We start from the raw sequence: 25,756 nt of genomic DNA, 5'->3' as shown, positions 1-25,756 counted from the left end.
ACCGGCCCCTGCCCCAGACCCGGCCCCAGCCCCGGGACCCGCGCCCCCCGCCCTGGCAGCGCCGAACACAGGAGGCCATCCGTGACCGACCGGCCCGAGAACCCGCTCGACGGCCGCGCCGCGCACCGGGCCGGGTGCAACGCCCGCGGTGTGCCGCCCCGCACGGCCCGCGGGCGCGGCCGAACCACCCGCACCGCGGCGTTGCTGGCCGCCGCCCTCCTGCTCGTCGGCGGCGCGGCCGCGGGCTGCGGCGGGCGGGCCACCACCCACCACAAGCCAGGCACCAGCCACGAGCAGGCCACCGGCAGCGTCGGGACCCTGCTCGATGCCCAGGACCCCACCGGCCACCGGCTCCGCGAGGTCCCGGCCGAGGGCGCGCCGCAGGTCCAGCTCGCCGCCCGCCCCGACTCCGAGGACGGCTGGAACCTCCAGCTGACGGTGAAGAACTTCCGCTTCACCCCCGACAGCACCGGCGGCGCCGCCCTCCCGGGCGCGGGCCACGCGCACCTCGAGCTCGACGGCCGCAAAGTGGCCCGGCTGTACGGCCCCTGGTTCCACCTGCCGGCGGCGCAGGTGCCCGAGGGGGCGCACACCCTGACCGTCCGCCTCTACGCCGACGACCACACCGCCTGGGCCGTCGCCGGCAAGGCGGTCGAGGGCACGCTCCCGCTCACCGCCGGCGCCGCCACCCCCGGCCAGGCCGGCCACAGCCACACCCCGCCGTCGGCGTCCCCGTCACCGCCGCCGTCGCAGGCACCCGCCGACCGCACGGTGACCATCACCGTGCGGGACGGCAAGGTCACCCCGGCCCCCGGCCGCACCGAGCTGCGGCGCGGGGAACGCCTCGCCCTGCGCGTCACCAGCGACCGCGCCGACACCCTGCACGTCCACGGCTACGACAGGGAACTCGCCCTGCCGGCAGGCCAGGAGGCCGTCCTTCTCCTGACGGCCGACCGTACGGGCCTCTTCGAGGTCGAGACCCACGAGTCCCGCCTCGTCCTGACCCAGCTCCTCGTCCGGTGACCCCGCCGACGACCCGCCCCGCCCGGTTCCCCTTCCGCGGAGGGGAACAAGACCGTACGGGCGAACCGTGGTGACCCCGGCCGCGCCGGATCTCGGGTTCGGGCTCGGGCCCGCTGCGGTTGGTGGAGGCGGGGGCCGGGGCGTGGTCCTTCGCCCGGCCGATCCGCTCACCACGCTCGCGCACGGGATCGGGTCCCGGCACGATCTGCCGATCTCTCCCTTCTACGCTTTCGCCGGTGCCTTCGCCGCACTGTTCGTCTCCTTCCTCGCGCTCGGTCTGCTCTGGTCCTCCTCCCGCTTCCGCGGCGACCGGTCCGGCCTCGCCCTGCCCGCCGCCCTGGAGCGGATCGCCGACGCGCCGGCCACCCGCACCGCCCTGCGCGGACTCGGCCTGGCCGCCGCCCTCGCCGTCCTCCTCTCCCTCCTCCTCGGTCCCGACGACCCCGCGCGCAACCCCGCCCCCGGCGCCGTCTACGTCCTCCTCTGGGTCGGCCTCGTGCCCGCCTCCCTCCTCCTCGGCCCCGTCTGGCGCCTGCTCAACCCGCTCCGCACCCTCTACCGCCTGGGCCAACGGCTGCCCCGCCCCCGGCGGCGGCACGCGCACGCCCCCCTTCCCACGCACACCTCCCTCGCCCTGCACGCCCCCCTCCCCGCCCGGCTGGGCCAATGGCCCGCCGCCGCCGGGCTGTTCGGCTTCACCTGGCTCGAACTCGCCGCTCCGGATCCCGCATCCACCACCACCCTCCTGATCGCCATCGCCCTCTACGCCGCCGCCCACCTCGCGCTCGCCGCCCGATTCGGAGAGCGCTGGTTCGCCGACGCCGACGCCTTCGAGGCGTACTCCGCCCTCCTGGCCCGGCTCTCCCCCCTCGGCCGCCGAAGCGACGGCCGCCTGGTGCTCCGCAACCCCTTCCACGGACTCGACGCGACGCCCGAGCGGCCCGGACTCGTCGCCACCGTCTGCGTCCTGCTCGGCTCCACCGCCTACGACGGCTACTCCGACGACCCGTCGTGGATCAACACCCTCCAGACCTCCCCCCTCGGCCGCACCCCCACGGCCACCCTCGGACTGCTCGCTTCCATCGCCCTCGTCGCCACCCTGTACTGCCTCTGCGCGGCGGCCACCCGCCTCGTCTGCGGCCCGCACCCGGGCCCGCTGACCGCCTTCGCCCACTCACTCGTGCCGATCGCGCTCGGCTATCTCACCGCCCACTACTTCTCCCTCCTCGTCACCGAAGGACCACGCACGGTAATCATGGCACTGGGCACTGACAACGCCCCAGAACCCTTGTCGCCACTGGGTCCCGGCGGCCTCGCCGCCCTCCAGGTGATCGCCGTCGTCACCGGGCACGTACTCGGAGTGATCGCGGCCCACGACCGCTCCGTGCGCCTCTTCCCGCCCGCCCGGGCCGTCGCCGGTCAGCTGCCGCTGCTCGCGCTCATGATCACTTACACGATCGGGGGCATCGGCCTCCTGTTGAACTGAGACCGCTGCTGAACCGAGGAGCCAGGAGCGGCATGATGGACCCCGTGCCCCCCGCCCACCCCCTGCGCCGGACGCCGATCCAGCAGCGCAGCGCCGACCGGCTCGCCCGGATCCTCGACGCCTGCGCCGAACTGCTCGACGAGACCGGGTACGAGAACCTCAGCACCCGGGCCGTCGCCCTGCGCGCCGGCGTGCCCATCGGCTCGGTCTACCGCTTCTTCGGCAACAAGCGGGCCATGTCCATCGCCCTCGCCCACCGCAACCTGGACCGGTACACCGACGCCATCGCGGACCGCCTCGACGCGCTCCCGGCCGGCGACTGGCGGCCCGTCGTGGACGCCGTGCTCGACGAGTACCTGGCCATGAAGCGGACCGTCCCCGGTTTCGCGTTCGTCGACTTCGGGGTGCCCGCCCCGCCCGCCGAGGGCCCGGCCGCCGACCCCAACGGGCTGGTCGCCGTACGCCTCACCGAACTGCTCGGCGCCCACCTCGGCCTGACCCCGGACGCCACCTTGCGGCGGGCGGTCCTGGTCGCCGTCGAGGCCACGGACGCGCTGACGAAGCTGGCCTTCCGCGCCGACCCGGCCGGCGACCCCGGCATCGTGGCCGAGACCCGGGCGATGATGCACGCGTACCTGTCCCGCGTGCTGGACTGACCCGCACCCGGCAGGTCCCGTCCGCGCACCGGCCCCTCCCCACCGTGCCAACCGGTCGGTATGCTCGGTCCCGCCCGCGTGTACGTGTCGCAGCCTGCCGCCCCTGGAGGGCCCATGCCCCGCACCGCCCTGCGCATCTGCCCCCTGTGCGAAGCCACCTGCGGCCTCACCCTCACCATCGAGGGCGGCGCCGTCACCGGCGCCCGCGGTGACCGCGAAGACGTCTTCAGCCGCGGCTTCATCTGCCCCAAGGGCGCCGCCTTCGGCGCGCTCGACGCCGACCCCGACCGGCTGCGCACCCCCCTCGTCCGCCGCGACGGACGCCTCCGGGAGGCCACCTGGGAGGAGGCGTTCGAAGCCATCGCCACCGCCGTCCCGGCCCTCGTGCGTGAGTACGGAGCCCAGTCCGTCGGCGTCGTCCTCGGCAACCCGAACGTGCACACCATGGCGGGCAACCTGTACCCGCCGCTCCTGCTCAAGGCCCTCGGCACCCGCAACTTCTTCACCGCCAGCACCCTCGACCAGATGCCCAAGCACGTCTCCAGCGGGCTCCTCTTCGGCGACCCCTTCGCCATCCCGGTCCCCGACCTCGACCGCACCGACTTCCTGCTGCTCCTCGGCGCCAACCCGGTCGAGTCCAACGGCTCCCTGTGCACGGCGCCCGACTTCCCGGGCCGGCTCAAGGCGCTGCGCGCCCGCGGCGGCACCCTGGTCGTCGTCGACCCGCGCCGCACCCGCACCGCCAAGCTGGCCGACCTCCACCTCGCCCCGCGCCCCGGGAGCGACGCCCTGCTGCTGGCCGCCCTCGCGCACACCCTCCTCGCCGAGGGGCTCGCCTCACCCGGCGCCCTGGCCGAACAGACCGAGGGGCTCGGGGAACTCGCCCACGCCCTCGCGCGTTTCACACCCGAGGCCGTCGCCCCCGCCTGCGACCTCACGGCCGCCGAGATCCGCGACCTCGCCCGCGCCCTGGCGGCCGCGCCCACCGCCGCCGTCTACGGGCGGATCGGAAGCTGCACCGTCGAGTACGGCACGCTCGCCAGCTGGCTGGTCGACGTGCTGAACATCCTCACCGGCAACCTCGACCGGCCCGGCGGAGTCCTCTTCCCGCTCCCGGCGGCCGGCCCGCGCCCGCGCCCCGCCGGGCCCGGAAAGGGCTTCACCCTGGGCCGCTGGCTCAGCCGGGTCAGCGGCCACCCCGAGGCCAAGAGCGAACTGCCCATCGCTGCCCTGGCCGAGGAGATCGAGACGGCCGGGGAGGGGCGGATCCGGGCCCTGGTCGCCATCGCCGCCAACCCGGTGCTGTCCGCCCCCGACGGGCGGCGCCTCGACGCGGCCCTGTCCGGGCTCGACTTCATGGTCAGCATCGATCCGTACCTCAACGAGACCTCCCGTCACGCCCACGTCGTACTGCCTCCGCCGCCGCCCTCGCAGAGCGCGCACCACGACTTCGCCTTCAACGGCTTCGCCATCCGCAACCAGGTGCGCTACAGCCGCCCTGCCGTCCCGCTCGAAGCGGGCCGGCTCGACGAATGCGAGATCCACGCGCGCCTCGTCCTGGCCGTCTCCGGCAGGTACGGGTCCGCCGACCCGTCCGCCGTCGACGAGATGGTGATCCACGGCGTCCTCGCCAAGGAGACCGCCGACCCGCACTCCCCGCTGCACGGGCAGGATCCGGCACACCTGGCCGGCCTGCTCACCGGGGAGAACGGCCCCGAGCGGCGGCTCGACCTGATGCTCCGACTCGGGCCGTACGGTGACCGGTTCGGCGTCGGCTCCGCCCCGCAGGCGGAACCCGGCGCGGGCCGGGGCGAGGCCGCGGGTGCGGGCACGGGAATGCGCACGGGCACGGGCGAGTACGCGGGCGGCGGCGGAGGCGAGGCGCTCAGCCTGGAGCGGCTGCTCACGCACCCGCACGGCATCGACCTGGGCCCGCTGCGGCCCCGGCTCCCGGGGGTGCTGAGGACGCGCAGCGGCAGGATCGAGCTGCTCCCGGACCCGATCGCGGCCGAGCTCCCCAGGCTGACCGCGGCGCTCGCCGACCGCCCCGCCGCCCTGGTGCTCGTGGGCCGCCGCCATCTGCGGTCCAACAACAGCTGGTTGCACAACGTCCCGGCCCTCACCGGAGGTTCCAACCGCTGCACCCTCCAGGTGCATCCCGAGGACGCCGGCCGGCTCGGCCTCACCGAGGGAGGTCTGGCCCGGATCACCGCCGACGGCGGCAGCCTGGAAGTCCCCGTCGAGGTCACCGACACCGTCCGCACCGGCGTCGTGAGCCTCCCGCACGGCTGGGGCCACGACCGTGACGGGGCCCGGCTCTCCGTCGCCTCCGCCGTGCCCGGCGCCAACGTCAACCAGCTCCTCGACGGCTCCCGGCTCGACCCGCTGTCCGGCACCGCGGTGCTCAACGGCTTCCCCGTCGAACTGACACCCCTGCCCTGAGCTGGGGTTTTGCTCGTATTGCTCACGCGCTGACGTCTTGTTGACGCGAGGAGGGGGCACCTACGTTCCCTGCATGCTGACCTTCCTCGGCTTCGCCATGATCGCCACCTTCCTGGTCCTGATCATGATGAAGAAAATGTCGCCCATCGCGGCGCTCGTCCTCATCCCCGCGCTGTTCTGCGTGTTCGCAGGAAAGGGCGCCCACCTCGGCGACTACGTCATCGACGGCGTCGGCAAACTCGCACCGACCGCCGCCATGCTGATGTTCGCCATCGTCTACTTCGGCGTGATGATCGACGTCGGCCTGTTCGACCCGATCGTGCGCGGCATCCTGCGCTTCTGCAAGGCGGACCCGGTGCGGGTCGTGGTCGGCACCGCGGTCCTCGCCGCGATCGTCTCGCTCGACGGCGACGGCTCGACCACCTTCATGATCACCGTCTCGGCCATGTACCCGCTCTACAAGCGGCTCGGCCTCAGCCTGGTGGTCATGACGGGCGTGGCCGCCACCGCCAACGGAGTCATGAACACCCTGCCCTGGGGCGGACCCACGGCCCGCGCCGCCACCGCCCTCAAGCTCGACGCCTCCGACATCTTCGTCCCGATGATCCCCGCCCTCGCGGTCGGCCTGCTGTTCGTGTTCGGCCTCGCGTACGTCCTCGGCCTCAAGGAACGCCGCCGGATCGGGACGCTGGTCATGCCCGGGCAGACCGAGCGGGTGGCGGCGGAGGCCGAGGAGCCCGCCGAGGAGCGTCTGCTCGTCGCCACCGCCACCGCCACCGCCACCGCCACCGGCGGGTCAGCCGACGCCGGCACCCTCGTCGGCTCCGCCGGGCCGGGGGCTCCGGCCGGGCAGTCCGCCCCCTCCGCCCGCACCGGCTCCGGTGACGACCCCGGCCCCGGCTCCCGTGACGGCTCAGGCCCCCACACCGGCCCCGGCTCCGCCGCGCACGAGGACGGCTTCCAGGTCCTCGACCCCAGCCGCCCGACCCTGCGCCCGCGCCTCTACTGGTTCAACGCCGGCCTCACCGTCGCCCTGCTCACCGCGATGATCACCGAGCTGCTGCCCATCCCGGTGCTCTTCCTCCTCGCCGCCGCGCTCGCCCTCACCGTCAACTTCCCGCACATGCCCGACCAGAAGGCCCGGATCGCCGCGCACGCCGACAACGTCCTGAACGTCGCCGGCATGGTCTTCGCCGCAGCCGTCTTCACCGGCGTCCTGAGCGGTACCGGCATGGTCAAGCACATGGCCGACTGGCTCGTCGGCGCCATCCCCGAGGGCATGGGCCCGCACATGGCCCTGGTCACCGGCCTGCTCAGCCTGCCCCTCACCTACTTCATGTCCAACGACGGCTTCTACTTCGGCGTCCTGCCGGTCCTCGCCGAGGCCGGCGCCGCCCACGGGGTCTCCCCGCTCGAGATCGCCCGCGCCTCGTTGGTCGGCCAGGCCCTGCACATGTCGAGCCCGCTGGTTCCCGCCGTCTACGTCCTCGTCGGCATGGCCAAGGTCGAGTTCGGCGACCACACCCGCTTCACCGTGAAATGGGCGGCCCTCACCTCCCTCGTCGTCCTCGGGGCGGGGATGCTTTTCGGCATCATCTGACCCCCGGGGCACTGGCGGGCCGAAAACTACCGCCGGTAGTTTGTAGGGTGGTCGAACGAGGTCAGGTCTACGCGTCCACGTGTTCGGGCGTGCTCGGGAGGAAAGCCATGAAGGCGCACGACGGGATGTACATCGACGGCGCATGGCGGCCCGCCGCCGGACGCGAGCGGATCGAGGTGGTCAACCCGGCCGACGAGCAGGTCATCGGCGGGGTCCCGGCCGGGAGCGCCGACGACGTGGACGCGGCCGTACGCGCTGCACGCGCCGCCTTCCCCGCGTGGGCGGCCACGGCCCCGGCCGAGCGGGCCGCACTGATCGGGGCGCTGCGCGATGTGCTGGTCGCTCGCAAGGACGAGTTCGCCGAGATCATCACCGCCGAGCTCGGCTCCCCGCGGGGCTTCTCGGAGATGGTCCACGTGGGGGCGCCGATCGCGGTGTCCTCCTCCTTCGCCGAGCTGGGGGCCTCGTACGCCTTCGAGGAGCGGATCGGCAACTCCACCGTGCTGCTGGAGCCGGTGGGTGTCGTCGGCGCCATCACGCCCTGGAACTACCCCCTGCACCAGATCGTTGCCAAGGTGGCACCCGCTCTCGCCGCCGGCTGCACCCTCGTCCTCAAGCCCGCCGAGGACACCCCGCTGACCGCACAGCTCTTCGCCGAGGCCGTGCACGAGGCGGGCATCCCGGCGGGCGTGTTCAACCTGGTGACCGGGACCGGCCCGGTCGCCGGTCAGGCGCTGGCCGCGCACGAGGGGGTCGACCTCGTCTCCTTCACCGGCTCCACCGCGGTCGGCAGGATGATCGGCGCCACGGCCGGCGCCGCCGTCAAGCGCGTCGCCCTCGAGCTCGGCGGCAAATCGGCCAACGTCATCCTGCCCGGGGCCGACCTGGCCAAGGCCGTCGCGGCGGGCGTGGGCCACGTCATGAACAACTCCGGGCAGAGCTGCAACGCGCTCACGCGGATGCTCGTACACCGCGACCAGTACGAGGAGGCCGTCTCGCTCGCGGCCGCCGCCGTCGCCAAGTACCCCTCGGGCGACCCCGCCGAGCCGGGCACCCGCCTCGGCCCGGTCATCAACGCCAAGCAGCGCGACCGCATCCGCGGATACATCACGAAGGGGGTCGAGGAAGGCGCGCGGCTCGTCGCGGGCGGCCCCGAGGCGCCGCACGCGCAGGGGTACTTCATCGCCCCGACCGTGTTCGCGGACGTCACGCCCGAGATGACCATCGCGCAGGAGGAGATCTTCGGCCCGGTGCTGTCGATCCTCCCGTACGAGGACCAGGACGAGGCCCTGAGCATCGCGAACGGGACCGTGTACGGGCTGGGCGGCGCGGTCTGGGCCGCTGACGAGGAGACCGCCGTCGCCTTCGCGCGCCGCATGGACACCGGCCAGGTGGACATCAACGGCGGCCGCTTCAACCCGCTCGCGCCCTTCGGCGGCTACAAGCAGTCGGGCGTCGGCCGCGAGCTGGGCCCGCACGGCCTGGCCGAGTACCTCCAGACCAAGTCGCTCCAGTTCTGAGCCGCGCGCCCCGGCGCCAGCAGCCGCACTCGTACCAAGAGCACCACCACCAGCAGCACCAGCACCAGCACCAGCATCAGCACCCGCTCCTAGCCACCACCCCGCACTCCTGAGCCCGAGAGACGGAATCGACCATGGTCCGCGCCGCCATCCTGCCCGCCGTCGGAGCCCCGCTGGAGATAAGGGAGATCGTCCTGCCCGATCCCGGCCCCGGCCAGGTCCGGGTGCGGCTCGCCGCAGCCGGGGTCTGCCACTCCGACCTCTCCCTCACCAACGGCACCATGGTGGTCCCCGTCCCCGCCGTCCTCGGCCACGAGGGCGCGGGGACGGTCCTGGCCGTCGGCGAGGGCGTCACGCACGTCGCCCCCGGCGACGCCGTGGTGCTCAACTGGTCCCCGTCCTGCGGGGAGTGCCACCACTGCTCGATCGGCGAGGTCTGGCTCTGCGCCAAGGCGCTCAGCGGGGTCGGGGCCGTCTACGCCCACGACGCCGCGGGCACGCCGCTGCACCCGGGGCTGAACGTGGCCGCGTTCGCCGAGGAGACCGTGGTCGCGGCGAACTGCGTGCTGCCCGCACCCGCCGGGATCCCGCTCGCCGAGGCCGCCCTGCTCGGCTGCGCCGTCCTCACCGGCTACGGCGCGGTCCGCAACAGCGCCCGGGTGCGCCCCGGCGAGTCCGTCGCCGTCTTCGGCGTGGGCGGAGTCGGCCTGGCCGCCCTCCAGGCGGCGCGGGTGGCGGAGGCGGGCCCGATCGTGGCCGTCGACGTCTCCCCGGCCAAGGAGGAGCTGGCCCGGGCGGCCGGGGCCACCGAGTTCGTGCTCGCCTCCGACACCACCGCCAAGCAGATCCGCGCCCTCACCGGCGGGCAGGGCGCCGATGTCGCCGTCGAGTGCGCGGGCCGGGCGGAGTCCATCCGAGCGGCCTGGGACTCCACCCGCCGCGGCGGCCGCACCACGGTCGTCGGCATCGGCGGGAAGGAGCAGAAGGTCGCCTTCCACGCCTTGGAGATCTTCCACTTCGCCCGCACCCTCACCGGCTGCGTGTACGGCAACAGCGACCCGGCGCGCGATCTCCCGCTGATCGCCGACCACGTCCGGGCGGGCCGCCTCGACCTCGCCTCGCTGGTCACCGACCGCATCACCCTGGACGGCATCCCGGCCGCCTTCGAGGCGATGCTCGCCGGCAAGGGCGGCCGCTCGCTCGTGGTGTTCTGACCGGCTTCCGACCCGACCGGCATCCGTCCCGACCGCCCGCTGTCCCGACCGGCTTCCGCCCCGACCGCCCCGCGGCCGTCCGCTAGCCGCCCGTAGCCCCACCCGTCAACGCCTCGTGCTGGAGGGCCAGTCCGTCCAGCAGAGCGGCCAGGCCCGTCTCGAACGCGCCCTCGTCCACCTCGCGCCGGCGCTCCGCCAGCAGGTGGGCCTGGCCCAGGTGGGGGTAGTCCGACGGGTCGTACGCGGCCTCGTCGTCCACGAAACCCCCGGCGAACGAGCCCACCGCCGAGCCCAGGATGAAGTACCGCATCAGCGCTCCGATCCGGGTCGCCTGGGCCGGCGGCCAGCCGGCCTCCGTCATCGCGCCGAACACCGCGTCCGCCACCCGCAGTCCCGCCGGGCGCCGGCCCGGACCGCGCGCCAGCACCGGAACGATGTTCGGATGGTCGGACAGCGCGTCCCGGTACGAGTGCGCCCAGTCGTGCAGGGCTTCCCGCCAGTCCCGGCCCGCCCCCGGCTCGAACATCGACAAGTCGACCCGCGCGCTCACCGCGTCCGCGACCGCGTCCAGGATCTCGTCCTTCGTGCGGAAGTGGTTGTACAGCGACGGCCCGCTGACCCCCAGCGCGGCGGCCAGCCGCCGCGTCGACACGGCCCCCAGCCCCTCCGCGTCCACCAGCGCGCCCGCCGCCTCGACGATGCGGTCTCTGCTGAGGAGGGGCTTGCGCGGTCTGGCCATGCGCCACATAGTAGGGCCTGCCCGCCATAAACTACCGGTGCTAGTTAACCTGCTGGTCGACCCGGCGCCGGACCGCCCGGAGGTGCCCGGTGAATCTGGAACTGAGCGAGGAACAGGAAGCCGTGCGCCGGCTGGCCCGCGAGTTCACCGAGCGCGAGATCGTCCCGTACGCAGCCGAGTGGGACCGCGCGGAGAGCGTGGACCGGGCCATCGTCAAGAAGCTCGGCGACCTCGGCTTCCTCGGACTGACCGTCCCCGAGGAATACGGCGGCTCCGGCGGCGACCACCTCGCCTACGTCCTCGTCACCGAGGAGCTCGGCCGCGGCGACTCCGCCGTGCGCGGCATTGTCTCCGTCTCCCTCGGCCTGGTCGCCAAGACCCTCGCCGCCTGGGGGACCGAGGAGCAGAAGCGCGCCTGGCTGCCCCGCCTATGCTCCGGCGAGGCGCTCGGCTGCTTCGGCCTGACCGAGCCCGGCACCGGCTCCGACGCGGGCAGCCTCACCACCCGCGCCGTGCGCGAGGGGGACGCGTACGTCATCAGCGGCAGCAAGATGTTCATCACCAACGGCACCTGGGCGGACGTGGTCCTGCTCTTCGCCCGCACCGGCGACGAGCCCGGCCACCGCGGGATATCCGCCTTCCTCGTCCCCGCCGACACCCCCGGCCTCACCCGCCGGGAGGTCCACGGCAAGCTCGGCCTGCGCGGCCAGGCCACCGCGGAACTCGCCCTCGACGGGGTCCGCGTCCCCGCCTCCGCGATGCTCGGCCCCGAGGGGAAGGGCTTCTCCGTGGCCATGTCGGCCCTCGCCAAGGGCCGGATGTCGGTCGCCGCCGGGTGCGTCGGCATCGCACAGGCGGCGTTGGACGCGGCCGTCTCGTACGCCGCCCAGCGCGAGCAGTTCGGCAAGCCGATCGCCCACCACCAGCTGGTCCAGGAGCTGATCGCCGACATCTCGGTCGACGTGGACGCGGCCCGGCTGCTGACCTGGCGGGTCGCCGACCTCATCGACCGCGGGCAGCCCTTCGCCACCGAGTCCTCCACCGCCAAGCTCTTCGCCTCCGAGGCCGCCGTGCGCGCCGCGGGCAACGCCCTGCAGGTCCACGGCGGTTACGGCTACATCGACGAGTACCCGGCCGGCAAGCTGCTGCGCGACGCCCGCGTGATGACCCTGTACGAGGGCACCAGCCAGATCCAGAAGCTGCTGATCGGCCGCGCCCGCACCGGAGTCTCCGCCTTCTGAGTACTGCACCGGTTCCGCGTGCGCACCGGTTCTGAGTACGGACCTGAGTACGTGCGCGGAGGCGGCCGCGGCCGCCCCGGCGGATGCTGGGCCCATGAACGAGACACCGGTCAAGCAGCGCAATTCGGCGGCGTATTACGGTCAGGCCCTCGCCTCCTTCGCCGTCGCCATCTGTGCCGTCTCCGTGGGGATCTACCACCTCCAGGTGGACGGCTGGGTCCGCGCCTTCCTCGGCATCGCGGTCCTCTACCTCACCACTTCGGCCTTCACCCTCGCCAAGGTGATCCGGGACCGTCAGGAGCTCACGCAGATCGTCACCCGGGTCGACCAGGCCCGGATGGAGAAGATCATGGCCGACTACGACCCCTTCCAGCCGAAGGTCTGAGCGGCGGCCGCCGTGTCCCCCAAGGCTGCTAAGCGCTTGCTCACCCTCCGGTAAGGTGTTCCTTCCACAGGGCGAAGAGGGTGAGCGAGCGATGGACAGCGCGGAGGAGACGGCCGGCGGCCACCGGCCGTGGTCGGAGGTCACCCCCGACGCCGCACGGCGGCTGCTCGTCGCCGCCGTCGAAGCGTTCGCGGAGCGCGGGTACCACGCCACCACCACGCGTGACATCGCAGGACGGGCCGGGATGAGCCCGGCCGCGCTCTACATCCACTACAAGACCAAGGAAGATCTGCTCCACCGGATCAGCCGGATCGGCCACGACAAGGCCCTGGAGATCCTGGAGACCGCCGCTTGCGGCCCGGGTTCGGCCGCCGAGCGGCTCGACACGGCCGTACGGTCCTTCGTGCTCTGGCACGCCGCGCACCACACCACCGCGCGCGTGGTCCAGTACGAGCTCGACGCCCTCGCCCCGGAGCACCGCTCCGAGATCGTGGAACTGCGCCGGCGGAGCGACGCCGCCGTGCGCCGCATCCTCGCCGACGGGGTCGCGGCGGGGGAGTTCGACGTCCCGGACGTCCCCGGCACCACCCTCGCCGTCCTGTCCCTCTGCATCGACGTGGCCCGCTGGTTCAACACGGCCGGCCGCCGCACGCCCGAGGAGGTCGGCACGCTCTACGCCGACCTCGTCCTGCGCATGGTCGCAGCCGCTCCGGACGGCCCGGCCGCGCCCCGGGAGCGGCGCGGAACCGGGAGCGGGTCCGAGCGGGGAGCGGCTCAGAAGTAGTAGCGGGACACCGACTCCGCGACGCACACCGGCTTGTCGCCGCCCTCGCGCTCGACCGTGACCGTCGCCGTGACCTGGACCCCGCCGCCCGCCTCCGTGACCTCCGTGATCACGGCGGTGGCGCGCAGCCGCGAGCCGACCGGGACCGGCGCCGGGAAACGCACCTTGTTCGTGCCGTAGTTGATGCCCATCTTCATCCCCTCGACCCGCATGACCTGCGGGACCAGGCTCGGCAGCAGCGACAGCGTCAGGTAGCCGTGGGCGATGGTGGAGCCGAAGGGACCGCCCGCCGCCCGCTCGGGGTCCACGTGGATCCACTGGTGGTCGCCGGTGGCATCGGCGAACAGGTCGATCCGCTTCTGGTCCACCTCCAGCCACCCGCTCGGACCGAGCGGTTCCCCGGTCCCTGCGCGCAGTTCCTCGGCGGACGTGAAGATCCTCGGCTCGGCCATGCGTCTCCCTCTCCCTGGCGATGTCGGGCGAATAAGCGCTTGCTCAGCGCGCTGCTCAGCATGCTGGGGCCGCATGTATCTGTCAACGACACGTCTGTCAACGAATGTCGGACCGGCCGACTACCCTCGGCCTCGTGCCGCAGATTCCCGAAAAAATCCACGAGCTCACCGTCGGCCAGCTGTCCGCCCGCAGCGGCGCGGCCGTCTCCGCGCTGCACTTCTACGAGACCAAGGGCCTGATCAGCAGCCGCCGCACCGCCGGCAACCAGCGCCGCTACAGCCGCGACGCCCTGCGCCGGGTGGCCTTCGTGCGCGCGGCGCAGCGCGTCGGGATCCCGCTCGCCGCCATCCGCGACGCCCTCGCGCAGCTGCCCGAGGGGCGCACCCCCAACCGGGAGGACTGGGCCCGGCTTTCGGAGGCCTGGCGCACCGAGCTCGAGCAGCGGATCAACCAGCTCGCGCGGCTGCGCGACCACCTGACCGACTGCATCGGCTGCGGCTGCCTGTCGCTCAAGAACTGCGCCCTGTCCAATCCGGACGACGTCTTCGGCGACCGGCTCACCGGCTCCCGGCTGTAGCCGGGGCGCCGGCGATCTCGCGGGCCGCCGCCACCAGCTCGGCGTTCGACCGCGCCGGGCGGCCGTCCGGCAGGTGCAGTACGTCGCCCACGCCGATCCGCGCGCCCGCACCGCACCGCACGGCCAGCCGCAACACCGGCCAGGCGGCGGCCTCCCGGCCGAACAGCAGCAGCGGCACCGGCGGCAGCCACCGCAACCCCGCCACCAGCGCCGGATCGGCCGAGGCCAGCTCCACCGCGAGCCGGATCCGCGCCGGATCCCGTACCGGCCAGGCCAGGAACCGCGCCAGCGGCCCGGGACGGGTCTGCGGCCCGGCGCCCGGATCCGCCGCGAGCCCGCCGTCTGCCTCCCCGCCCAGCGGGACCACGGCGTCCACGGCCACGCCCCGCGCCAGCAGGGCCCGCGCCAGCTCCTCCGCCCCCGGCTCCGCGAAATGCACCACCGCCCGGTCCGGCAGCACCGTCCACGACCGGACCCGCTCCAGCCGCCCCGCCGGATCCGGCTCGGCCCCGATCCCCGCGGACACCGAAAGCGGTACGGAGACCCCCGCGCCCCGCATCGCCTCCAGCAGCGGCCCCACGACCCGGGGCGACAGGCTCTCCCGGCCGCACGGGGTCCGCGGATGGACCAGCACCTCCCCGGCCCCGGCGGCCACCGCCGCCAGCGCGGACTCCACCAGGTCCGGCGGGGACAGGGGAACGGCACTGCCCTCGGCGCCCCCGCGCGCGCCGTTCAGCGACACGGAAACCGAAACCGGCCCTTCCGCTGGAACCCGCCCCTCCGCGGAAGCCGGCCCTTCCACTGAACCCCGGCCCTCCGCGGAAGCCGGCCCCTCCGCCGAAACCGGCCCCGTCACCCCGCCACCCCGAGTCCGCGCCGGATCATGCCGCCCCCGCCGCAGCCGGGTCGGTCATCGACACGACGTCCGCCAGCGCCGGCCTCGGCACGACGATCCCGCAACCCGCGCACACCGGACCGTCCCAGGCCCAGGCACCCTCCCAGGTGCGATGCCCCGCACGGGGCCCCCGTCTCTGCCCCGGCCCGTGCGCGGGCCAGCGCAGCTCCTGCTCCCCGCAGACCGGGCACCCCGTCCCCGGCTCCGACTCCAGCGCCGCGACCAGCCGCCGCAGCACCTCGCCCAGCGTCCCGTCCGGCCGCACCCCCGGATCGGCGCAGCGCACCACCGCGTCCCCGCTGCCGCCCCAGGCCCACTCGGGCCGGCGCAGCCCGTGGTGCTTCTCCCGCCGGCGCCGCTCCGCGAACTGCCGCTCGTACTCCAGCCAGACCGCCCGCGCGTCCTCCAGCTCCTCCAACGCCGCGACCAGGCGCAGCGGATCGGCCCCCCGGTCCTCGGGGGCGATGCCGTGCCGGTCGCACAGATGCCACCAGGTCGCCCGGTGCCCGTACGGAGCGAACCGCTCCAGGCAGCGGCGCAGCGAATGGCGCCGCAGGGCACGGTCGTTGCGTGCGTCCCGCACCTGGTACGCCAGACTTCGGAATCCCGCCATGACACCTTCACCTCCGTCGCGCCCACGCCCGCACCGGGGGGCGTCGTACTAGGTCGAACGACGACGCACCGTGAGATGTGCCCAACATGCCCGGCCAGGTGCGGGCGCATGCGGGGGCGGTCGAGGCGTACGGGTGGCACGTGGCCGGATGTCAGCGCCCCATGCGCCCCGCGGCAACCACGAGCCGGGCCAGCTCCTCGTGGCAGATGTCGCTGTGCGCCCCCGACGGCGGACCGCCGCGGCGCACCACGGACCCGGTGTCCACACTGACGCAACCGGCCTCCGGGACCCCCGCGCGCAGGGCCGCTTCGAGGGTGAGCCGCGGCGCGCCGGGCACCGCCTGCACCCCGTCGTGACCGATCGCGCCCCACCGCTCGTCGAAGCCGAGGAGACCGGCCGAATCCCCTGCCATCCGCGAGGCCAGCGGATAGAAGACCTTGAGGGCCGAATCGAACGGGGAGTGGCAGGCGACCACCGGGCCGTCGACCCGGCGCTGCATCCCGCGCAGGGCGCCGCCGCTGCCCTTGTCGTGGGGGAGCCGGTCGGTGAAGGCGTAGTGGGAGAAGGCGCCCTGGAGCAGGGTCGCGGATTTCACGTACCGGGCGCCGTCCGGCACCGCGCGCAGGGCGAAGGAGACCACCCGGGCCCCGAAGCTGTGCCCGATCAGATGGATCCGCAGGGCCGGTCGGCGGCCCGCCAGTTCGGCCAGCACCGGGCCGAGGCCGCGTTCGCCGACGACCCCGGCCCGCTTCTTCATCTGGTAGTACGTGGCCTGCCGCAGCAGCTCCTTGGCGCCGTTCCACAGCGCGCGCAGGCCGCCGCCGGGGGAGAAGCCGGGCCCGGCGGCGTCCCCGGACGGCGCGCCCGCCTCGACCAGCCCCGCGGTGAGGGCCCGGCACACCTCCAGCACGTCCAGCGTGAACAGGGCGGGCACGTCCCGTACGGTCGGCCCGGCGACGGCGGCACCCACCGATCCGGCCAGCTCCGCCGCGTCCACCGCGCCCGCCCCGTCCGGTGCGTCCACCACGTCCACGCCCGCCAGCTCCCGCACCAGCGCCCCGAACTCGGTGAAGGCCGCCGCCGACTCCGGCCGGTCTTCCAGCAGTTCGGCGATCCGGTCCAGCTCCGCCACCCGCCCCGGCCAGAACTCCCCGAGCGCCCGCAGGGTGGCGGGGTCCAGGGCCGTCCCGTGGCCCGGCTCCCCGAGCGCGCGGTGGGGGTCGAAGTCCGGTATCGGCTCGTCCGAGAACCGGATCGAGGGCCAGACGACCCCCACGTACCCCAGCCGCACCCCCGACCCCACGAGCCCCGGGAAGGGCGCGTAGAAACGGTCGAAGAGCCGGGTCGAGGTCGCCCGGTCGCTGTTCCAGCCGTGCGCGAACACCAGCAGGTCGGTGGCCTCCAGCGCGGCCACCGCATCCCGGGTGCCCGGGTCCACGTCACCCTCGGCATCGAAGGTCAGCTCCGCGTACGGACCGACCCCGATCCCGCCGCCCGCCGCCGTTGCATCCGACATGAGGTCCCCTCCGCGCCGTCTCTCCGGTGCCGTCCAGCATCCTGCCGTCGCCCTTACCCGGCCAGACCCGTGCAGCCCACGGATTCAAGGGGATTCACAGGGAATCACGCGGATCGCCACACTCCCGCGCGGGTTCAGGGATAGAGCAGGTACCGCCCCCGCACCTCCGCGAACCGCTCCAGCCCCGCCGCCCAGTCACCCGCGATCTCCTCGACCCCCGCCCCCGCGTCCACCATCTTCCGCACCCGGTCGGAGCCGGTCAGCTGGTCGATCCAGTGGTCCGTGCGCCACGCGAAGCCGCTCCACGTCCGCTTCGCGGTCACCAGCAGCCCGATCCCGGCCCGCACCGGGTCGAAGGCCGCCCGGTCGTGCACGATCAGCCGGACCCCGCCGCACGCCTTCCCGGTGAACTTGGAGAACGTCGGAGTGAAGTACGCCTCCCGGAACCACACCCCGGGCAGCCCCAGCGACTGAGCCGCCTCCGCCCAGCGCCGGTCCACGCCCTCCGCGCCGACCACCTCGAACGGCGTGGTCGTCCCCCGCCCCTCGGACAGGTTGGTGCCCTCGAACAGGCAGGTGCCGGCGTACACGAGGGCGGTGTCCGGCGTCGGGACGTTCGGGCTCGGCGGCACCCAGGGCAGCCCGGTCGCCCCGAAGAAGGAGTCCCGCCGCCACCCGGTCATCCGGACGGTGCTCAGGCTGACCGGCTTCGCCGCCAGGAACTCCGCGTTGAACAGCAGGGCCAGCTCGGCCACCGTCATCCCGTGCGCGAGCGCGATCGGCTCCCGTCCCACGCCGCTCGCGTACGCGCTCTGCAGTACGGGCCCGGCGGCGCGCCGACCGCCCACCGGGTTCGGCCGGTCCAGCACCACCACCGCCTTGCCGGCCAGCGCGGCCGCGCGCATGCAGTCGTACAGAGTCCAGATGTAGGTGTAGAAGCGCGCCCCGACGTCCTGGATGTCGAAGACGACGGTGTCGATCCCGGCGGCCGTGAACACGTCCGCGAGCTTCTGGCCGCTCTTGCCGTACGTGTCGTACACGGGCAGCCCGGTCGCCGGATCGCGCCCGGCCGTCTCGGAGTCGCCCGCCTGCGCGGTCCCGCGGAACCCGTGCTCCGGCCCGAACACCGCCACCAGCTTCACGCGCGCGTCCGCGTGCAGTACGTCGACCAGGTGGCGGGCGTCGGAGGTGATCCCGGTGGGGTTGGTGACGACCCCCACCCGCCGGCCGGCGAGCAGCTCGTACCCGTCGGCGGCGAGCTGTTCGAATCCGGTGCGCACCCGCCCTGCGGCCGCGTCCGCGTGGTCAGGAGCCCGGCCCGGCGCCGCGCCGACCGCTCCCAGGGTCCCCAAGGCCCCCGTCGTCCCCGCCAGTCCCAGCAGCCCCCGTCGCGACAGCGTCATCCGGCCACGCTAGGTGTCGCCCCTCTTCCACCCCGACATACCGACCGGTTAGTCTGCCCGGCATCCGGCCATGAACCCCGTGAACGCCATGAAAGGTGATCCCGTGAGCGCGTACCAGGACCAGCGAGTCGTCGTCACCGGCGCGGGCGGCGGCATCGGCGCCGCCCTCGCCCACCGCTTCGCCGCCGAGGGGGCCACGGTGGTGGTCAACGACCTCGACGCCGCCAAGGCCGCCGCCGTGGCGGGCGAGATCGGGGCCGGGGCGATCGCGGTGCCGGGCGACGCGTCGGCCGTCGTCGCGCAGGCCCGCGAGGCCCTCGGCGGCCGGGTGGACGTCTACTGCGCCAACGCCGGACTCGGCTCGGGCGGCGACGCGTTCGCCGACGAGGCCGTGTGGGAGGCGGCCTGGGACACCAACGTCATGGCGCACGTCCGCGCGGCCCGGCTGCTGCTGCCCGACTGGCTGGAGCGCGGGAGCGGGCGCTTCGTGTCCACCGTCTCGGCCGCAGGTCTGCTGACCATGATCGGGGCGGCGCCGTACAGTGTCACCAAGCACGGTGCGCTCGCCTTCGCGGAGTGGCTCTCGCTGACCTACCGCCACCGCGGCCTCCAGGTCCACGCCATCTGCCCGCAAGGGGTGCGCACCGACATGCTGACGGCAGCGGGCTCGGCGGGCGAACTCGTCCTCGCGCCGACCGCGATCGAGCCGGAAGCGGTTGCGGACGCACTGTTCGACGGCATGGAGAAGGGCCGGTTCTTGATCCTCCCGCACCCCGAGGTGGCGGACTACTACGCCGCCCGGGCCACCGAACCGGACCGCTGGCTCACCGGCATGAACCACATCCAGCAGAAGTGGGAGACCAGGTGACGCCGCCGAGCCCGCCCGCCCAGCGGCCCTCCCGCTACGCCGCCAAGCCGTGGCTGGGCCTGCTCAGCCCGGCCCAGCGCGCCCCGGTCTCCCCGCCGCCCAGCCTGCTGCACGCCTTCCGCGAGGCCGTCGCCCGGGCCCCCGAGCGCACCGCGCTGGCCTACTTCGACGGCCGCATCGGCTACGCGGAGACCGACGCGCTCTCCGACTCCGTCGCCGGCCACCTCGCCGCGCACGGCATCGGCCGCGGCGACCGGGTCGCCGTCATGCTCCAGAACACTCCGCACTTCGTGCTCGCCGTCCTGGCCGCCTGGAAGGCCGGAGCGGTGGTCGTCCCGCTCAACCCCATGTACAAATCAGGCGAGATCGGGCACATCCTGCGTGACTCCGGAGCCGCCGCGCTGGTCTGCGACGGCCGCGCGTGGACGGCGTACGCGGCCGAGGCCGTCCGCGGCACGGCCGTACGGGTCGCCCTGACGGCCTCGGACCGGGACTTCCAGACCCGCAACGACCCGCGCGTCTTCACCCCGGCGGAGCCCGCGCCGACCGGACGGGACGCCGCTCCGGCCGCCGGACGGGACGGGGGGCGGGCCGCCCCGGTCACCCCCGCCGACCCCACCGCCCCCCACCTCACCGCCCCCCGCCCCACCCCCGCCGACCTCACCGCCGTGGCCCGCCTGGGCCGCCCCGCCCCGCCGGACCCCGCCCTCACCGCCGCCGACACCGCGCTCATCAGCTACACCTCCGGCACCAGCGGCACCCCCAAGGGCGCCATGAACCCGCACGGCGCGCTCACCCACAACGCCGTCCGGCAGGTCACCGGGCACCCCCTTCCCGAGGGCGCCACCTACTTCGCCCTCGCCCCCCTCTTCCACATCACCGGCATGGTCTGCGAGCTCGGCGCCTGCTTCGCCAACGCCGGCACCCTCGTCCTCGCCCACCGCTTCGACGCCGGCGTCGTCCTCGACGCCTTCCTCGCGCACCGCCCCGCCTACGCCGTCGGCCCGGCCACCGCCTTCATGGCCCTCGCCGCCCACCCCGAGGCCACCGCGGACCACTTCGCCTCCTTCCGGGTGCTCTCCTCCGGCGGCGCCCCGCTCCCGCCCGCCCTCGTCGAGCGCCTCCGCGCCGCCTACGGGTTCTACCTGCGCAACGGCTACGGCCTCACCGAGTGCACCGCCCCCTGCGCCTCCGTGCCCGTGCACCTCGAAGCCCCCGTGGACCCCGATTCCGGCACCCTCTCCGTGGGCCTGCCCGGCGCCGACACGCTCGTACGGATCCTGGACGAGCAGGGCGCCGAGGTGCCCTTCGGCGAGACCGGCGAGATCGCCGTCCGCGGACCCCAGGTCGTCCCCGGCTACTGGGGGCTGCCCGCGGACACCGCCAAGGCCTTCCCGGACGGCGAACTGCGCACCGGAGACGTGGGGTTCATGGACGCGGACGGCTGGCTCTACGTGGTCGACCGCAAGAAGGACATGATCAACGCCTCCGGGTTCAAGGTCTGGCCCCGCGAGGTCGAGGACGTGCTCTACACCCACCCCGCCGTGCGCGAGGCGGCCGTGGTCGGCGTCCCGGACCCGTACCGCGGTGAGAGCGTGAAGGCGTACGTGAGCCTGCGCCCCGGCGCCTCGGCGGAGCCGGAAGAGCTGTCCGCGTACTGCGCCGAGCGCATCGCGGCGTACAAGTACCCGCGCGAAGTGGAGATCCTGCCTGTCCTCCCGAAGACGACGAGTGGCAAGATCCTGCGACGGGAACTGCGCGACCGAGGCTGAAAACAGCCGTACGGTCATACGGCGGCTCCCACCGCCGGTCGCACGGCTGGTCTCACGGACCAGGGAACAGGAAGGGAAGGTCGGCGCCATGGCTGCCAGGACCACGGAGCCCGAGGGCACGCACGAGACCCCGGTGCCGCAGCGGCTGCTGGCCGTCGCCACCCGGCTCTTCGCCGAGCGCGGCTACGACCGCACCTCCGTCCAGGAGATCGTCGAGGCGGCCGGAGTCACCAAGGGCGCGCTCTACCACTACTTCGGATCCAAGGACGACCTGCTGCACGAGGTGTACGCGCGGATGCTGCGCCTCCAGCAGCAGCGCCTCGACGTGGTGGCCGACTCCGGCGCCCCGGTCGAGGAGCGGCTGCGCGCCGCGGCCGCCGACGTGGTGGTCACCACCATCGAGAACCTGGACGACGCGGCGATCTTCTTCCGGTCGATGCACCAGCTCAGCCCGGAGAAGTTCAAGCAGGTGCGGGCCGAGCGCCGGCGCTACCACGAGCGGTTCCGGGCGCTGGTCGAGGAAGGCCAGCGCACCGGGGTGTTCTCCACCGCCACCCCCGCGGACCTGGTGGTGGACTACCACTTCGGCTCGGTCCACCACCTGTCCACCTGGTACCGGGCGGACGGTCCGCTCACGCCGCAGCAGGTCGCCGATCACCTCGCCGACCTGCTGCTGCGCGCCCTGCGTCCCTGAGGTCACCAGGGTCCTGGAGATCCAGGACCCTGGTTCCCCAGACCCCCCTGGATCCCTACGGGGCGACCTTCAGGAGCTTGTTCGCCGTGCCCGCCGAGGGGTTGGTCACGGCCCCGCTCGTGGCCGCGGCCGTCAGCGCCGCGGCCGTCTGCGCCGGGGTCGCGGACGGGTGCCCGGCCAGGTAGACCGCCGCGGCGCCCACCACGTGCGGGGTGGCCATCGAGGTGCCCGAGATGGTCTTCGTGCCGGTGTCGCTGTCGTTCCAGTCGGACGTGATGTCCGAACCCGGCGCGTACAGGTCCACCACGGAGCCGAAGTTCGAGAACGAGGACTGCTCGTCGTCGATGGTGCTCGACGCCACCGTGATGGCCTCGGGAACCCGCGAGGGCGAGCCCTGCCCGGCGTCGGCGGACTCGTTGCCCGCCGCCACCGCGAAGGTGACGCCCGAGGCGATGGCCCGGCGCACCGCCTCGTCGAGCGCCTCGTCCGCGCCGCCGCCCAGGCTCATGTTCGCCACCGAGGGGCCAGAGTGGTGCTGGGTGACCCAGTCGATCCCCGCGACCACCTGCTCGGTGGTGCCGGAGCCGTTGTCGTCCAGCACGCGCACCGCGACCAGCTTCGCCTTCTTGGCGACGCCGTGCGCGGTCCCGGCTATGGTGCCCGCGACGTGCGTGCCGTGGCCGTTGCCGTCGTCGGCCTTGTCGTCGTTGTCCACCGCGTCGAACCCGGACGTCGCGCGGCCGCCGAAGTCCTTGTGGGTCGTCCGTATGCCGGTGTCGATGACGTACGCCGTCACGCCCTCGCCGGCGCTGTCGGGATAGCTGTACTTCTTGTCGCCCGCCTTGGCCGTCTGGTCGATCCGGTCCAGACCCCATGACGGAGGGTTGTCCTGGGTGGCGTTGATGGTGAACTTCTTGTTCTGCACGACCTTGCCGACGGCCGGGTCCGCGGCGAGCCGCTTGGCCTCCGTCTCGGTCAGCCCGGCGGCCGAGAAGCCGTTGACCCCGGAGCCGTACGTGCGCTTCAGCTCGCCGCCGTACTTCTTGGCCAGCTCTTCCTTGTTCGCGGATGCGTCGAGGATGACGACGTAGCTACCGCTGATCGCACCGGGTGCGCCCAGTCCGTAGACCGTGCCCTCGGCCGGTGTCGCCGCTCCCGCTAAGGGGCTGGCGATCAGGGCCACGGCGGCCGCCGCGGCGGCTCCCGTGCCGACCGCCGCGTACCGGAAAGTGCGCGAGCGCTTGTGAGTTGCCATCTGGAGAGTTCTCCTCTTGCTGACGTGTGGGGCGTCAAACTTTCTGGAGAACCCTGTTCCGATTGACAGGCGCAAATCAAGAACGTACCGGCGGTTCGGGGTTGTTCAACAAGGTTTCTTAAAAGGCCCCCCGCACCGCCTTCACGCCGTACATGAGTTCGCACGAACTCCTGCACCATTCCTGCACGTTCAGGAGCGGCCCGCGTACTTCTTCAGCTCCCGGTGCGCCAGCGAACGCTGGTGCACCTCGTCCGGCCCGTCCGCCAGCCGCAGCGTCCGCGCCGCCGCCCACAGCTCGGCCAGCGGGAAGTCCTGGCTCACCCCGCCCGCGCCGTGCAGCTGCACCGCGTCGTCCAGGATCCGCACCACCGCACGCGGGGTCGCGATCTTGATGGCCTGGATCTCGGTGTGCGCGCCCCGGTTGCCGACCGTGTCCATCAGCCAGGCCGTCTTCAGCACCAGCAGGCGCAGCTGCTCCACCGTGACCCGGGCGTCCGCGATCCAGTTCTGCACGACCCCCTGCGCGGCCAGCTCCTTGCCGAAGGCGGTACGGCCCACCGCGCGCCGGCACATCAGCTCGATCGCCCGCTCCGCCATGCCGATCAGCCGCATGCAGTGGTGGATCCGGCCCGGGCCGAGACGGGCCTGGGCGATGGCGAAGCCGCCGCCCTCCTCGCCGATCAGGTGGGAGGCCGGCACCCGGGCCCCGTCGAAGACCACCTCGGCGTGGCCGCCGTGGTCGTGGTCCTCGTACCCGTACACGGTCATCGCGCGGCGCACCTCGACGCCCGGGGTGTCGCGGGGGACCAGGATCATCGACTGCTGGCGGCGCGGATCGGCGCCTTCCGGGTCGGTCTTGCCCATGACGATGAAGATCTTGCAGTCCGGGTTCATGGCCCCGGAGATGAACCACTTGCGTCCGGTGACCGAGTACTCGTCGGCCCCGCGGCCGCTCGCCGAACGCTCGATCCGCGTCTCGATGTTCGTCGCGTCCGAGGAGGCCACCTCCGGCTCGGTCATCGCGAAGGCGGACCGGATCTCCCCGGCCAGCAGCGGCTCCAGCCACTGCTTCTTCTGCTCCTCGCTGCCGAACTGTGCGAGCACCTCCATGTTCCCGGTGTCCGGGGCCGCGCAGTTGGTGGCCATCGGCGCCAGGTGGGGGCTGCGGCCGGTGATCTCGGCGAGCGGGGCGTACTGCAGGTTGGTCAGCCCGGCGCCTTGCTGCGCGCCGGGCAGGCTGTGCTGGTCCGGCAGGAAGAGGTTCCACAGGCCCTGACGGCGCGCTTCGGCCTTCAGCTCACCGAAGACGGCCGGGGTGTCCCAGGGCGAGGCCAGCCGTGCGCGCTGCTCGGCGGCGACGGGTTCCGCCGGGTACACGTACTCGTCCATGAACGCGAGGAGCCGCTCGCGGAGTTCCTCGGTCCGGGCGTCGAATGCGAAGTCCATGGGTGTGTCTCAGCCTTCCTGGCCGTTTTCGAAGGGCCGGCGGCCCCGGAGGGTGGTCAGACCGTGCTCGATGAAGACCGGGACCAGATCGCCGATCCGGTCGAAGCCGGCGCCCACCGTCTGCCCGAGCGTGTAGCGGTAGTGGATCCCCTCGAGGATCACGGCGAGCTTGAACCAGGCGAACGCGGTGTACCAGGCGATCGCGCCGGTGTCCCGCCCGGAGCGGGCGGCGTACCGCTCGATCAGCTCGGCCGGCGCCGGGTGGCCGGGCGCGCCGCTCGTCGTGCTGACCGGGGAGTCCGTCAGCCCCAGGTCCGAGCTGTACATCACCAGCAGCCCGAGATCGGTCAGGGGATCCCCGAGCGTGGACATCTCCCAGTCCAGTACCGCCCGGATCGTGTCGTCCGGGCCGCCGATCAGTACGTTGTCCAGACGGAAGTCCCCGTGCACCACGGTCGGGGCGGGGGAGGCGGGGAGCGAACGGCCGAGCGCGGCGTGCAGCTCGTCGATGCCCGCGAGCTCACGCCCCCGGGAGGCGTCGAGCTGCTTGCCCCAGCGCCGCAGCTGCCGGTCGAGGAAGCCCTCGGGACGCCCGAAGTCGGCCAGGCCCACCGCCTGCGGATCCACCGCGTGCAGGTCGACCAGCGTGTCCACCAGACCCAGCACCGCCCGCCGGGTCCGCTCGGGCCCGAGCGCGGCGAGCTGGCCGGCGCTGCGGTACGGGACCCCGTCCACGTACTCCATCACGTAGAACGGCGCCCCGAGGACCGACTCGTCCTCGCACAGGAGCACCGGCTCGGGCACCGGCACGGCCGTGCCGTGCAGCGCCCGGATGACCCGGTGCTCGCGCTTCATGTCGTGCGCCGTGGCCAGGACGTGCCCGAGCGGAGGACGGCGCACCACCCAGCGGCCGGCCCCGTCGGTGATCTCGTAGGTGAGGTTCGACCGGCCCCCTTCGATCAGCCGGCCGTGCAGCGCCCCGGCCACGAGCCCGGGCCGCGCCCGGTCGAGATGGCCGCGCAGCCGCTCCAGGTCGAGGCCCCGGGGGCCGGGCGAAGCGGACTCTGACGCTGAGGTCATGGTGCGCACCTCCGTGCGGAGTGGACGAGACGGGAACGAACGAGTGCCATCATGCCGACCAGTCGGTATGTCGTCCAGTGCGCACGGCGAACGG

23 protein-coding genes are annotated in these 25,756 nt (G+C 73.6%); 14 read left to right on the top strand and 9 right to left on the bottom strand.

Going from position 1 to position 25,756, the window contains the following annotated elements; translation table 11 throughout:
- Window positions 1–201 precede the first annotated feature (201 nt).
- The 7 genes from ACFY1T_RS13475 (at window position 202) to ACFY1T_RS13445 (ending at window position 9,941) form a co-directional block, all read left to right on the top strand.
- A complete protein-coding gene (locus ACFY1T_RS13475) occupies window positions 202–1,023 on the top strand; it encodes a hypothetical protein (protein ID WP_390788301.1) in 822 nt (273 codons plus the stop codon).
- Between the two features lie 142 nt (window positions 1,024–1,165).
- Window positions 1,166–2,509 carry a hypothetical protein gene (locus ACFY1T_RS13470; RefSeq protein ID WP_390788243.1) on the top strand — a complete coding sequence of 448 codons (1,344 nt, stop codon included), beginning with the start codon at window positions 1,166–1,168 and terminating at the stop codon, window positions 2,507–2,509.
- A 35-nt stretch (window positions 2,510–2,544) separates the two neighbouring features.
- A complete protein-coding gene (locus tag ACFY1T_RS13465) occupies window positions 2,545–3,165 on the top strand; it encodes a TetR family transcriptional regulator (RefSeq protein WP_390788300.1) in 621 nt (206 codons plus the stop codon).
- A 114-nt stretch (window positions 3,166–3,279) separates the two neighbouring features.
- Entirely contained in the window at window positions 3,280–5,607 is a 2,328-nt protein-coding gene (locus tag ACFY1T_RS13460; protein WP_390788242.1) for a molybdopterin oxidoreductase family protein, read from the top strand.
- A gap of 73 nt (window positions 5,608–5,680) precedes the next feature.
- Entirely contained in the window at window positions 5,681–7,207 is a 1,527-nt protein-coding gene (locus tag ACFY1T_RS13455) for a CitMHS family transporter (protein ID WP_390788241.1), read from the top strand.
- A gap of 107 nt (window positions 7,208–7,314) precedes the next feature.
- Complete coding sequence (locus ACFY1T_RS13450) at window positions 7,315–8,727, top strand: aldehyde dehydrogenase family protein (protein WP_390788240.1); 1,413 nt, start codon at window positions 7,315–7,317, stop codon at window positions 8,725–8,727.
- Window positions 8,728–8,861: 134 nt separating this feature from the next.
- Window positions 8,862–9,941, top strand: a complete 1,080-nt coding sequence (locus tag ACFY1T_RS13445) for a Zn-dependent alcohol dehydrogenase (RefSeq protein WP_390788239.1) — start codon at window positions 8,862–8,864, stop codon at window positions 9,939–9,941.
- 82 nt (window positions 9,942–10,023) lie between these two features.
- Here ACFY1T_RS13445 and ACFY1T_RS13440 read toward each other — a convergent pair whose 3' ends face one another.
- Entirely contained in the window at window positions 10,024–10,680 is a 657-nt protein-coding gene (locus ACFY1T_RS13440; RefSeq protein ID WP_390788238.1) for a TetR/AcrR family transcriptional regulator, read from the bottom strand.
- A gap of 89 nt (window positions 10,681–10,769) precedes the next feature.
- Here ACFY1T_RS13440 and ACFY1T_RS13435 point away from each other — a divergent pair, with 89 nt between their 5' ends.
- From ACFY1T_RS13435 to ACFY1T_RS13425, 3 genes are all read left to right on the top strand, one after another.
- Window positions 10,770–11,921: an acyl-CoA dehydrogenase family protein gene (locus tag ACFY1T_RS13435; RefSeq protein ID WP_390788237.1), complete on the top strand. Its 1,152-nt coding sequence runs from the start codon at window positions 10,770–10,772 to the stop codon at window positions 11,919–11,921.
- Between the two features lie 94 nt (window positions 11,922–12,015).
- Window positions 12,016–12,306: a YiaA/YiaB family inner membrane protein gene (locus tag ACFY1T_RS13430; protein ID WP_030860375.1), complete on the top strand. Its 291-nt coding sequence runs from the start codon at window positions 12,016–12,018 to the stop codon at window positions 12,304–12,306.
- Window positions 12,307–12,397: 91 nt separating this feature from the next.
- Entirely contained in the window at window positions 12,398–13,090 is a 693-nt protein-coding gene (locus ACFY1T_RS13425; protein ID WP_390788236.1) for a TetR/AcrR family transcriptional regulator, read from the top strand.
- Here ACFY1T_RS13425 and ACFY1T_RS13420 read toward each other — a convergent pair.
- Window positions 13,081–13,542 (bottom strand): MaoC family dehydratase, encoded by a 462-nt coding sequence (locus ACFY1T_RS13420; protein ID WP_390788235.1) that lies wholly within the window; start codon window positions 13,540–13,542, stop codon window positions 13,081–13,083. The genes ACFY1T_RS13425 and ACFY1T_RS13420 overlap by 10 nt on opposite strands.
- Window positions 13,543–13,676: 134 nt before the next feature.
- Here ACFY1T_RS13420 and soxR point away from each other — a divergent pair, with 134 nt between their 5' ends.
- Entirely contained in the window at window positions 13,677–14,120 is a 444-nt protein-coding gene (gene soxR / locus ACFY1T_RS13415) for a redox-sensitive transcriptional activator SoxR (protein WP_390788234.1), read from the top strand.
- Here soxR and ACFY1T_RS13410 read toward each other — a convergent pair.
- The 4 genes from ACFY1T_RS13410 to ACFY1T_RS13395 all read right to left on the bottom strand — a co-directional run bounded on the left by ACFY1T_RS13410 (window position 14,101) and on the right by ACFY1T_RS13395 (window position 18,547).
- Window positions 14,101–14,862, bottom strand: coding sequence for a 3-keto-5-aminohexanoate cleavage protein (locus tag ACFY1T_RS13410; protein WP_390788233.1), 762 nt, complete (start codon window positions 14,860–14,862; stop codon window positions 14,101–14,103). The two genes, soxR and ACFY1T_RS13410, sit on opposite strands and share 20 nt — an antisense overlap.
- Before the next feature lie 139 nt (window positions 14,863–15,001).
- A complete protein-coding gene (locus ACFY1T_RS13405; RefSeq protein ID WP_030860366.1) occupies window positions 15,002–15,628 on the bottom strand; it encodes a hypothetical protein in 627 nt (208 codons plus the stop codon).
- 151 nt (window positions 15,629–15,779) lie between these two features.
- A complete protein-coding gene (locus tag ACFY1T_RS13400) occupies window positions 15,780–17,144 on the bottom strand; it encodes a serine-threonine protein kinase (RefSeq protein ID WP_390788232.1) in 1,365 nt (454 codons plus the stop codon).
- Between the two features lie 134 nt (window positions 17,145–17,278).
- Window positions 17,279–18,547, bottom strand: a complete 1,269-nt coding sequence (locus tag ACFY1T_RS13395) for an exo-beta-N-acetylmuramidase NamZ domain-containing protein (protein ID WP_390788231.1) — start codon at window positions 18,545–18,547, stop codon at window positions 17,279–17,281.
- 88 nt (window positions 18,548–18,635) lie between these two features.
- On the opposite strand from ACFY1T_RS13395, the gene ACFY1T_RS13390 reads away from it, so the two are divergent.
- The 3 genes from ACFY1T_RS13390 (at window position 18,636) to ACFY1T_RS13380 (ending at window position 21,881) form a co-directional block, all read left to right on the top strand.
- Window positions 18,636–19,415 carry an SDR family oxidoreductase gene (locus tag ACFY1T_RS13390; protein ID WP_051805136.1) on the top strand — a complete coding sequence of 260 codons (780 nt, stop codon included), beginning with the start codon at window positions 18,636–18,638 and terminating at the stop codon, window positions 19,413–19,415.
- Window positions 19,400–21,187 (top strand): AMP-binding protein, encoded by a 1,788-nt coding sequence (locus ACFY1T_RS13385; protein ID WP_390788230.1) that lies wholly within the window; start codon window positions 19,400–19,402, stop codon window positions 21,185–21,187. The genes ACFY1T_RS13390 and ACFY1T_RS13385 overlap by 16 nt, the downstream gene beginning before the upstream one ends.
- Window positions 21,188–21,275: 88 nt before the next feature.
- Complete coding sequence (locus tag ACFY1T_RS13380) at window positions 21,276–21,881, top strand: TetR/AcrR family transcriptional regulator (RefSeq protein ID WP_030860355.1); 606 nt, start codon at window positions 21,276–21,278, stop codon at window positions 21,879–21,881.
- A gap of 55 nt (window positions 21,882–21,936) precedes the next feature.
- Here the strand turns inward: ACFY1T_RS13380 and ACFY1T_RS13375 are convergent, their stop codons facing one another.
- The 3 genes from ACFY1T_RS13375 to ACFY1T_RS13365 form a co-directional block, all read right to left on the bottom strand.
- Window positions 21,937–23,136 (bottom strand): S8 family serine peptidase, encoded by a 1,200-nt coding sequence (locus ACFY1T_RS13375; protein WP_390788229.1) that lies wholly within the window; start codon window positions 23,134–23,136, stop codon window positions 21,937–21,939.
- A 189-nt stretch (window positions 23,137–23,325) separates the two neighbouring features.
- Window positions 23,326–24,582 carry an acyl-CoA dehydrogenase family protein gene (locus tag ACFY1T_RS13370; RefSeq protein WP_390788228.1) on the bottom strand — a complete coding sequence of 419 codons (1,257 nt, stop codon included), beginning with the start codon at window positions 24,580–24,582 and terminating at the stop codon, window positions 23,326–23,328.
- Between the two features lie 9 nt (window positions 24,583–24,591).
- Complete coding sequence (locus ACFY1T_RS13365; RefSeq protein WP_390788227.1) at window positions 24,592–25,662, bottom strand: phosphotransferase family protein; 1,071 nt, start codon at window positions 25,660–25,662, stop codon at window positions 24,592–24,594.
- Window positions 25,663–25,756: the final 94 nt, after the last annotated feature.

It is taken from the genome of Streptomyces sp. NPDC001194, from assembly GCF_042896985.1.
Lineage (GTDB): Bacteria > Actinomycetota > Actinomycetes > Streptomycetales > Streptomycetaceae > Streptomyces.
The sequence above is the reverse complement of the archived record's forward strand: the minus strand, read 5'-3'. Positions and strand labels throughout refer to the sequence as shown.

What these genes read in the sequence shown, in the direction of transcription:
- ACFY1T_RS13380 (WP_030860355.1), top strand. Translation starts at nt 21,276, where the DNA reads ATGGCTGCCAGGACCACGGAGCCCGAGGGCACGCACGAGACCCCGGTG.
- ACFY1T_RS13430 (WP_030860375.1), top strand. Translation starts at nt 12,016, where the DNA reads ATGAACGAGACACCGGTCAAGCAGCGCAATTCGGCGGCGTATTACGGT.
- ACFY1T_RS13465 (WP_390788300.1), top strand. Translation starts at nt 2,545, where the DNA reads ATGGACCCCGTGCCCCCCGCCCACCCCCTGCGCCGGACGCCGATCCAG.
- ACFY1T_RS13420 (WP_390788235.1), bottom strand. Translation starts at nt 13,542, where the DNA reads ATGGCCGAGCCGAGGATCTTCACGTCCGCCGAGGAACTGCGCGCAGGG.
- ACFY1T_RS13455 (WP_390788241.1), top strand. Translation starts at nt 5,681, where the DNA reads ATGCTGACCTTCCTCGGCTTCGCCATGATCGCCACCTTCCTGGTCCTG.
- ACFY1T_RS13400 (WP_390788232.1), bottom strand. Translation starts at nt 17,144, where the DNA reads ATGTCGGATGCAACGGCGGCGGGCGGCGGGATCGGGGTCGGTCCGTAC.
- ACFY1T_RS13450 (WP_390788240.1), top strand. Translation starts at nt 7,315, where the DNA reads ATGAAGGCGCACGACGGGATGTACATCGACGGCGCATGGCGGCCCGCC.
- ACFY1T_RS13395 (WP_390788231.1), bottom strand. Translation starts at nt 18,547, where the DNA reads ATGACGCTGTCGCGACGGGGGCTGCTGGGACTGGCGGGGACGACGGGG.
- ACFY1T_RS13365 (WP_390788227.1), bottom strand. Translation starts at nt 25,662, where the DNA reads ATGACCTCAGCGTCAGAGTCCGCTTCGCCCGGCCCCCGGGGCCTCGAC.
- ACFY1T_RS13405 (WP_030860366.1), bottom strand. Translation starts at nt 15,628, where the DNA reads ATGGCGGGATTCCGAAGTCTGGCGTACCAGGTGCGGGACGCACGCAAC.
- ACFY1T_RS13460 (WP_390788242.1), top strand. Translation starts at nt 3,280, where the DNA reads ATGCCCCGCACCGCCCTGCGCATCTGCCCCCTGTGCGAAGCCACCTGC.
- ACFY1T_RS13375 (WP_390788229.1), bottom strand. Translation starts at nt 23,136, where the DNA reads ATGGCAACTCACAAGCGCTCGCGCACTTTCCGGTACGCGGCGGTCGGC.
- ACFY1T_RS13440 (WP_390788238.1), bottom strand. Translation starts at nt 10,680, where the DNA reads ATGGCCAGACCGCGCAAGCCCCTCCTCAGCAGAGACCGCATCGTCGAG.
- ACFY1T_RS13370 (WP_390788228.1), bottom strand. Translation starts at nt 24,582, where the DNA reads ATGGACTTCGCATTCGACGCCCGGACCGAGGAACTCCGCGAGCGGCTC.
- ACFY1T_RS13445 (WP_390788239.1), top strand. Translation starts at nt 8,862, where the DNA reads ATGGTCCGCGCCGCCATCCTGCCCGCCGTCGGAGCCCCGCTGGAGATA.
- ACFY1T_RS13390 (WP_051805136.1), top strand. Translation starts at nt 18,636, where the DNA reads ATGAAAGGTGATCCCGTGAGCGCGTACCAGGACCAGCGAGTCGTCGTC.
- ACFY1T_RS13425 (WP_390788236.1), top strand. Translation starts at nt 12,398, where the DNA reads ATGGACAGCGCGGAGGAGACGGCCGGCGGCCACCGGCCGTGGTCGGAG.